This window comes from Myxosarcina sp. GI1(2024) (assembly GCF_053543375.1).
Map to the genome: position 1 here is coordinate 153,481 of NZ_JBKGTY010000006.1, position 7,258 is coordinate 160,738.

At 38.6% G+C, this 7,258-nt stretch carries 6 protein-coding genes, 1 tRNA gene and 2 pseudogenes; 2 read left to right on the plus strand and 7 right to left on the minus strand.

Annotated elements, in window-relative coordinates:
• Positions 1 to 350: IS6 family transposase (locus tag ACLFKQ_RS20960; RefSeq protein ID WP_449001685.1), on the minus strand; the 350-nt coding region annotated here is incomplete at its 3' end.
• Between the two features lie 61 nt (positions 351 to 411).
• Between ACLFKQ_RS20960 and ACLFKQ_RS20965 the strand changes: the two are divergent.
• Positions 412 to 654: pseudogene (locus ACLFKQ_RS20965) on the plus strand (DUF3172 domain-containing protein); the annotation flags it as partial.
• Positions 655 to 709: 55 nt separating this feature from the next.
• On the opposite strand, the gene ACLFKQ_RS20970 reads toward ACLFKQ_RS20965, so the two are convergent.
• From ACLFKQ_RS20970 to ACLFKQ_RS20995, 6 genes and pseudogenes are all read right to left on the minus strand, one after another.
• The gene (locus ACLFKQ_RS20970) at positions 710 to 1,783 is read right to left on the minus strand and encodes an AI-2E family transporter (protein WP_449001686.1); all 1,074 of its coding nucleotides are present in this window, start codon (positions 1,781 to 1,783) and stop codon (positions 710 to 712) included.
• Between the two features lie 599 nt (positions 1,784 to 2,382).
• A pseudogene (gene tnpC / locus ACLFKQ_RS20975) lies at positions 2,383 to 3,192 on the minus strand (IS66 family transposase); the annotation flags it as partial.
• 73 nt (positions 3,193 to 3,265) lie between these two features.
• Entirely contained in the window at positions 3,266 to 3,976 is a 711-nt protein-coding gene (locus ACLFKQ_RS20980) for an IS6 family transposase (RefSeq protein WP_448997902.1), read from the minus strand.
• A gap of 61 nt (positions 3,977 to 4,037) precedes the next feature.
• Positions 4,038 to 4,340: a hypothetical protein gene (locus tag ACLFKQ_RS20985; RefSeq protein ID WP_449001687.1), complete on the minus strand. Its 303-nt coding sequence runs from the start codon at positions 4,338 to 4,340 to the stop codon at positions 4,038 to 4,040.
• The gene (locus ACLFKQ_RS20990; protein ID WP_449001688.1) at positions 4,327 to 4,683 is read right to left on the minus strand and encodes a toll/interleukin-1 receptor domain-containing protein; all 357 of its coding nucleotides are present in this window, start codon (positions 4,681 to 4,683) and stop codon (positions 4,327 to 4,329) included. The genes ACLFKQ_RS20985 and ACLFKQ_RS20990 overlap by 14 nt, the downstream gene beginning before the upstream one ends.
• A 152-nt stretch (positions 4,684 to 4,835) precedes the next feature.
• Positions 4,836 to 5,996 carry a tyrosine-type recombinase/integrase gene (locus ACLFKQ_RS20995; RefSeq protein ID WP_449001689.1) on the minus strand — a complete coding sequence of 387 codons (1,161 nt, stop codon included), beginning with the start codon at positions 5,994 to 5,996 and terminating at the stop codon, positions 4,836 to 4,838.
• Between the two features lie 170 nt (positions 5,997 to 6,166).
• On the opposite strand from ACLFKQ_RS20995, the gene ACLFKQ_RS21000 reads away from it, so the two are divergent.
• Positions 6,167 to 6,240: transfer RNA gene (locus ACLFKQ_RS21000), tRNA-Asp, on the plus strand.
• Positions 6,241 to 7,258 lie beyond the last annotated feature (1,018 nt).

Below are 7,258 nucleotides of genomic sequence, written 5' to 3' on the forward strand. Positions count from 1 at the left end.
TTAGCAGCTTGTTTATCTCTCCTGGCACTAAACATAAACTCTATGGTAATACCATTGCTGTCAACTGCTCTATATAGATATTTCCATTTTCCTTTGACCTTGAGATAAGTTTGATCTACTCGCCAAGAGTCATTAGTTGAGATGAGATGCTTTCTGGCTCTTCTTTCTATTTGTGGTGCATAAATCATCACCCATCGGTAAATCGTGGTGTGGTCTACAGATAGTCCTCGCTCTTGCATGATTTCTGCTAAATCACGATAACTCAAACCATAGCGGAGATACCACCTCACACAAAGTAAAATTATTTCTCCTTGAAAATGTTTCCACTTAAATGGTTGCTTTGAGTTCATCTGGTCTAGTAGTTATTTACGTTTGTTAAATACTACAAGTTTGTCTTAAGTTTTTGCAACATTACCAAAAATGCAGCCTGGTTGTGTGGTACGCAGTAGCGATTGGGCAATTTTGGAACGGGAAAATTTAGTAAGTTCGCCCCAAATTCGCGAGTGCAAAAATCGCATGAATACTTTTGGCTATACGGGTAAGTTAGAAAATTCACCGCAAATCGACTGTATCTATCAAAATGAAGCCGCTCAAAACCTCTTTTTAACTCAAAGCGATCGCCGCGATGCTCCAACTGAAGCCTCGAATTTTTAAAACTATTCGCTAGAGTTGTTATTGAAGCAAAAAGCGATCGCGTTCGATTATCTATTTAAGACGATGGCGGTTGAGTTGGAAGCGATTCTGGATTTGGCTTAGAGGTAAGTTCATCAAAAAGCGTCATAACTACCACCGCAGCGGGTATGGCAAAGACTACACCAATCAAACCCAGTAATTGACCCATAACCAAAACTGCAATAATTACGGCAATTGGATGCAAATTTACTTGGTGCCCGACCACAATTGGTTGAAAAATATGCGCGTCAACTTGATTCAGCACTAAAAATAAAACTAACACCAGAACTAATTTCAGCGGTGAGATCGTCAGAGCTACCAAAGCTGGCAAAAACCCTCCAGCAAAACTACCAAGATAAGGAATAACCTCAAATAAACCAGCAATCACACCAAAAGGTAAGGGTAAGGGAATGCCCAAAATCCCAAGTCCTATTGCCACGCCAATACCGAGAAACAGCATTGCTAGAAGAGTGCCGCTCATCCAGCCTTGAAGTCGCAATCTGATGCTTTTAAATAAGTGTCGTACTTGCTGATGATGTTGGCGTGGTATAAGTCGCAACAATCCTCCAACCAGAAAATCGGGGTCGGAAGTAATGTAGAGAGCTAAAATGACCGTGGCAAAAGCTTCAATCGTAATGCCAAAGGCTCGTTCTAATAATCGTGGCAATTCTTTTAATAGTCCGTAAACAAAGTCATTGAGTCGGGCAATTTCTTGTGAAATATCGGGAACAAAATTAAACCGAGCGTGAAGATTTTGCGATTGCTCGGTCAAACTGCCTAAATACTCTGGTAAATCGGCAGAGAGCTTCTGTAACTCTGCTAGAAGATCGGGGACAATGACAATTGGTAAAAGTATGCTTAAGCCAAGAATGCAGAACGCCAGCACCAAAACCGCCAACCAACGCTGTTTAATCGATTTTTCTAGCTGACTTAACAGCGTTTGTAGAATAAGCGACAACAAAATGGCGATCGCAATCAATTCTAAAGCCGCTCGCAATCGATAGAGAATCAAAAGAGACAGCACCAATAAAACTGCTAGGGGCGCACCTTCAGTCAGCTTGTCTTTTAAAGAACGCGATGAAGCATATCCAGGCGATCGCTTTTGGGTCATAGTTCGATTTTTGCCTTAGCTATCGATAACCATAATTATCTAATACCAGCAACCGAAACAGAAGTTTTATAGCTTTGACACAATTCTGACACAGGGGGTTTTTATACTGCGATCGTTAGCAAAATCGATTTACATAATAGTTTAAAAATGAATCTTTTATCTTGGCTTTGTTTGGGATTAATCGCTGGCGTAATTGCTAAATTTATCGCTCCTAATACTAACATTAGTGGCACTATAGGGAGTTTCCTATTTGGAATATTGGTGCTTTTATAGGCGGTAGCTTTGCCATCTTTTATCTTACGGGACATCTGATATTAACGACACATCACCTCAGCATCTTGGGTATTTCTTTAGCTATTTTAGGGTCGAGTCTAGCCGTGTTTCTCTGGCCAGCTTTTGTTCAAAGTGCCGTCTGAGTAGACATAATTAATTATGAGCGATAATCACTATGCTGTTACCTTTTTTATTCTTTGGATTTTTAAGCCTGCCTATTTTATTAGCTTTGCTTTTTCTGACTTTTTTGTTTCCCGATCGCGATGCTGCCGATAAAGATTGATTATTTAGAAGCGAGGAATAAAATAGACTTTTGACGTAAGGATTCAGGTGCAAGCATGAGGAATAAGAGAAGGATAAGAACAATGTCCAACTGTAGCTTGTAAAGTCTGTTGAAAAAAAGTAATCACCGAACGTCCTTGCAAACGACAAGATTGAATTGCACTCAGCAGGTTGGCTGTATGTTGAAACCGTTCGATGGAACGAGAGCCACCACAAACTTTCCGCTTGGTTACAGCAGTTCTCAAACATCGTTCAGCTAGATTATTGTCGGGGGGTATCTGAGGATGTGTCAGAAAATACCACCATTGCTCCGCCTTATCACGCAGCGAACGTAGCAGTTTTCCAGCTTCATGACCAGCATTCTTGAGCCAAGTCTTAATTGCGCTAGTCACTCGCCTTCGGAAATCCTCTGCCCAATCTCGATAGTGGCTTTCCTGATGGGTCTGTCGCCAAACCCGATGTTGCTTAAATGCCTCATCAATTAGAGACAGAAAGGTGGTAGCAATTTCTTGGTTATCTACCCCTTTAGTCTTTAACAGTTTTTGAAAATGACGACGTAGATGAGCCAAACACTTTTGTTGTCCTGCTACTGAATAGCCGTTGTAGACACTAAAATCGTCGCTAATCAAAACTCCATCATAGAATACTCCTAATACAGCTTCCAATTCTCTGCGTTTTCTAGTATCGCCGGCATGAAACAGGCAGAACTCTGACCCAGCTAAAACCCAGAGCCATTCTTTGACTCCTTTAACTGAGCAGGGGGTTTCGTCACAATGTAGAGGAGGATGCTCTGAATTAATCGACTTTTTCAACCCTTCAACACTGTTGATACTCGCTTGTTGTACTCGTTCGTTCATTGGTGGCAACTAAAGGGTTCTGTTGCAAAAAATCCGAACAGAGAGAATATACCTGTGATTAACTAATTTTTTAGACAGCGATCCCAAACAGAGAATAGACAAAATTTCTTTGTCCCAAGATGTCACCTTTAGCGATATTTTTTATTTGCCCTTTGCGAATCACATTCATGATTTCATACCCTTTTAATGTCCGCCATGCTGAGTGGAAATGTTGAAAGTATAATTTATACTTAGCCTGCTTTTTCGGAAATCTATGGTCTTGCTCGATGATATTATTAAGATATTTGTTCTGTCTCAATTCACACTCACTAGAGATAATTTCTTCCGTTTGAAGTTCTTCAACTGCTGCGGGATAAGCAGGATTTTGGTCTACGTTAATAACTCTTGGCTGCTTATTATGTCTCGATTTCAGGGCTTTCTTCAAGAATCTTTTAGCAGCTTGTTTATCTCTCCTGGCACTAAACATAAACTCTATGGTAATACCATTGCTGTCAACTGCTCTATATAGATATTTCCATTTTCCTTTGACCTTGAGATAAGTTTGATCTACTCGCCAAGAGTCATTAGTTGAGATGAGATGCTTTCTGGCTCTTCTTTCTATTTGTGGTGCATAAATCATCACCCATCGGTAAATCGTGGTGTGGTCTACAGATAGTCCTCGCTCTTGCATGATTTCTGCTAAATCACGATAACTCAAACCATAGCGGAGATACCACCTCACACAAAGTAAAATTATTTCTCCTTGAAAATGTTTCCACTTAAATGGTTGCTTTGAGTTCATCTGGTCTAGTAGTTATTTACGTTTGTTAAATACTACAAATTTGTCTTAAGTTTTTGCAACATTACCCAAAATTTCCTTCAGCCCATAGCACCATTTCGCAGTCATCACTGTCAACAATAATATTGCCTACTTCATTTGGTTCTCGATCGACTTCTTTAGCTGCGTTATCAATTATCATCCCTATATATTGAAATGGTCTATGGAATGGTTTACAAAACATAGGAAGATTTATGATGTGCGTTTTATCTAAAGCTTCATTCAAACTAGAAGCACTGATACTGCTTTCTAAAGCTCTTTGGTTAAAGACCACACCAATGCTGTTTACAAGTTTTTTAAAAGCATCTTTATAGTTAGTTTGTCTCATCCGTAAAATCAACGTATAGTTTGCCAAATAGAAACCCTGGTGGTTCGCACTTTTGATACATTATCGGAAGCACTTTGACTTTTTTGCCATTGATCTCTTGGTTCATTGCTACATCTATTTCTCGCTGAACCCAAGATGATGCTATGGAATTTGGAGATAATATAGCTACTACGTAGTCAACTTCATCTATACCACTTCTAATCTTCTCTATTAACGAATCTCCAACTTTAATTTCAGCTTCATCAAGCCAGTACTTAATTCCATGATTATCCAAATCTCTAGCCAGTCTTTTGACAAATGATTTATCTTTTGTATTGTGGCTAAGAAAAACGCTGACTGTCACCTACAAATCTACTCCATCCATACAGCTAACTATTTTTAAGCTAAAAATAAATAGTTAGATTAGCTTCTTCATTTTAAGTTGGCTATAGAAGATTTGTCATGGTCATTGGCAAATCTTCCACACTGATTCAGAATATTATTTCATTTTGGAGACTAAAGTTCTGGTAGATTAAAGTCTTGTTTGGCTGCTAAGTAGTGTTTGATGATGGTAGCTACGGAATTACCTGATAGGATGGCAACAGTTTTGATATCTACTCCTTCCCGCACTAAGCGAGTAATAAAAGAATGCCTGAGAGCATAAGGTTTGAGATATTTCTCCATCTTTTCATCCTTAACTAGAGCCTCAAGGACAACACGCCAATCTCTCTTCCTGAAATTGCCATGATTGAGATATCCACCTTCTACGCCAGGAAATATTAGATTGCTTTTTATCTCTATAGAACCAAGCACTGATAATAATTGTCTGTTGCAAGGAAAAAGCCGAATCTCTTTAGTTTTAGTATGAGGCAGCAATACTCCTTTGCTATAAGCCTTAGAGAACTTAATGTAAGTTTTTTCACCTTTACGCTTAATATCGTCAAAAGTCAAAGCTATTATTTCTTCTGGTCTAGCACCAGTAAGAGCTAATACTTCAATATACTGAGCGTAGTAAGAGTGTTGATAGCTGGAAAACTTATGGTTGTATTCATCTGAGTAAAAAGCCGCGATGATTGCTTTAACTTCGCTAGGTTCAAAGCATTCTATTGGTTTCCTCTGTGGTTTGGGAATGCTAATGCTTTTAAACGGATTAGTAGAAATAATTCCCGCATTGACAGCAGTATTAACCGCAGGATTTAAGCATGACCGAAATAATGTAGCAATAGTTGAGATTGCATATTTGCCTTGTAGATAAGAAATAAACTCTTGAGCGTTGTTGAGTTCTAGAAGATTCATATCTGTTTTTGAGAGGTAGCGATCGCAATCTTTCCATAGATAATTTTGAGTTGTAGCAGCGATTCTCGATTTGTTTAATTCTTTGTAGCGTTCCCATATTTTTTTTATGTTAGGTTCTTTCAGATTTATCTCTAAGGCTTGCGAGCGTTTTGGACTATATTTTGCCAGGGTATTATCAAACTGTCCTAGTTCGATATCAGCATTAATAGCTTGTGCAATTCTCAAGGCATTTACCCAACCTTCTTCTGTATCAGTCGCTACATTAATATCGTGTCTTTTTCCTTTGGGGTAAGTGAAGCGGAGTTTGATTGAATTATCTCTAGATACAGATACACTAATTTTTCCAATCTTGGCTTTTCTCTCTTCGTTGTTGATATACATAGCTTTGAGCGATTAATAAAAACCGCACCAATTCCGCACCACTTTTTAGAGAGAAGCCCGCTTGTAGCAAGAGGAAATTACGCAAAAGTCAAGCAATTTGAGACTTTACTTGTTATTTTTCCTACCGCAAAACTAGGTTTTGTGTTATTCTTACTAAGTACCAATAAACTGGGATTGTAGTTCAGCTGGTTAGAATGCCTGCCTGTCACGCAGGAGGTCGCGGGTTCGAGTCCCGTCAGTCCCGTAACATACAGAATCAAGGTTTGAGCGTTTCTAAAATATTAGGTTTTGCACGATATTTAGGATTGTAGTCCCAAAATAGACCCAAATTAGAAGACTCTTTAAGATTTTGTTACATTGCGTATATTAGTAAATGCGAATCAATTGAACTATTGTTATCACATTGAAATATTAGTACTGCTTCAATGGTAATAATGGTTTGCGATCTGAGCTTAAGGAAATCTATAAAGATCCCCATATACGAGCTAGCGAACCTCGGATGCAAATACACTCGCAAAATCTTTTAAAGAATGCTAAGTAGAAAAAAGATACGGGCGATAAGCTTAAATCTAATTAATGGTGTAACTAATGCTCATGCTTATGGAAATAAGCTGGTAGAATTTCGCGGATAAATATTCTCGCATTCATTCTTTGTCTGCCACTAACGGGGAATGCACCACACTCAAAATGTGGCGTAGCAATACGTGTCGGTTCGAGTCCGACTTTGCCCATAGAAGATATATAGAACAAGGGTTTTAGCTTTCTTAACAATTAAATTAAAGCGAATTTGGCTGGACGATTAATTCTAGATTAGACCCAATTCTGACCCCAAAATTCCGCTTTTGTAGTATTTGTTTACAAAAACATGGTTTGAGCGTAAAAATCGCGTCGCCCGTGTTCGGCATCTTATATCGAGGCAGATATCTGAAAAGCCCAAACTAAATAAAATACCTCAATTATAGGGATTGAGAAGCGGCTATCCTATTGGATGCGAATTTCTCAAATAGCCTTTTTGTCTTTTTTTTCGAGAGTTTGTCTCTCTTTCGATTTTCCTTTATCGTCTCTACGGACATAATGGTGTTTTTTAGCTGCGGTCAAAGCTCTATCTCACCTAGCTTCTTAAGTATTCATCTCGCGCTGCAATTAGATTTCCTAAAATAGCCTTTAAATCTTCGATTAGATCGGAATGGCAAACCCCGCATTCAATGCACAAACTGGTAATGTTGCAAAAACTTAAGACAAATTTGTAGTATTTAACAAAC

Coding starts and splice junctions, on each gene's coding strand:
- ACLFKQ_RS20980 (WP_448997902.1), bottom strand. CDS start 3,976: ATGAACTCAAAGCAACCATTTAAGTGGAAACATTTTCAAGGAGAAATA.
- ACLFKQ_RS20970 (WP_449001686.1), bottom strand. CDS start 1,783: ATGACCCAAAAGCGATCGCCTGGATATGCTTCATCGCGTTCTTTAAAA.
- ACLFKQ_RS20995 (WP_449001689.1), bottom strand. CDS start 5,996: ATGTATATCAACAACGAAGAGAGAAAAGCCAAGATTGGAAAAATTAGT.
- ACLFKQ_RS20985 (WP_449001687.1), bottom strand. CDS start 4,340: ATGAGACAAACTAACTATAAAGATGCTTTTAAAAAACTTGTAAACAGC.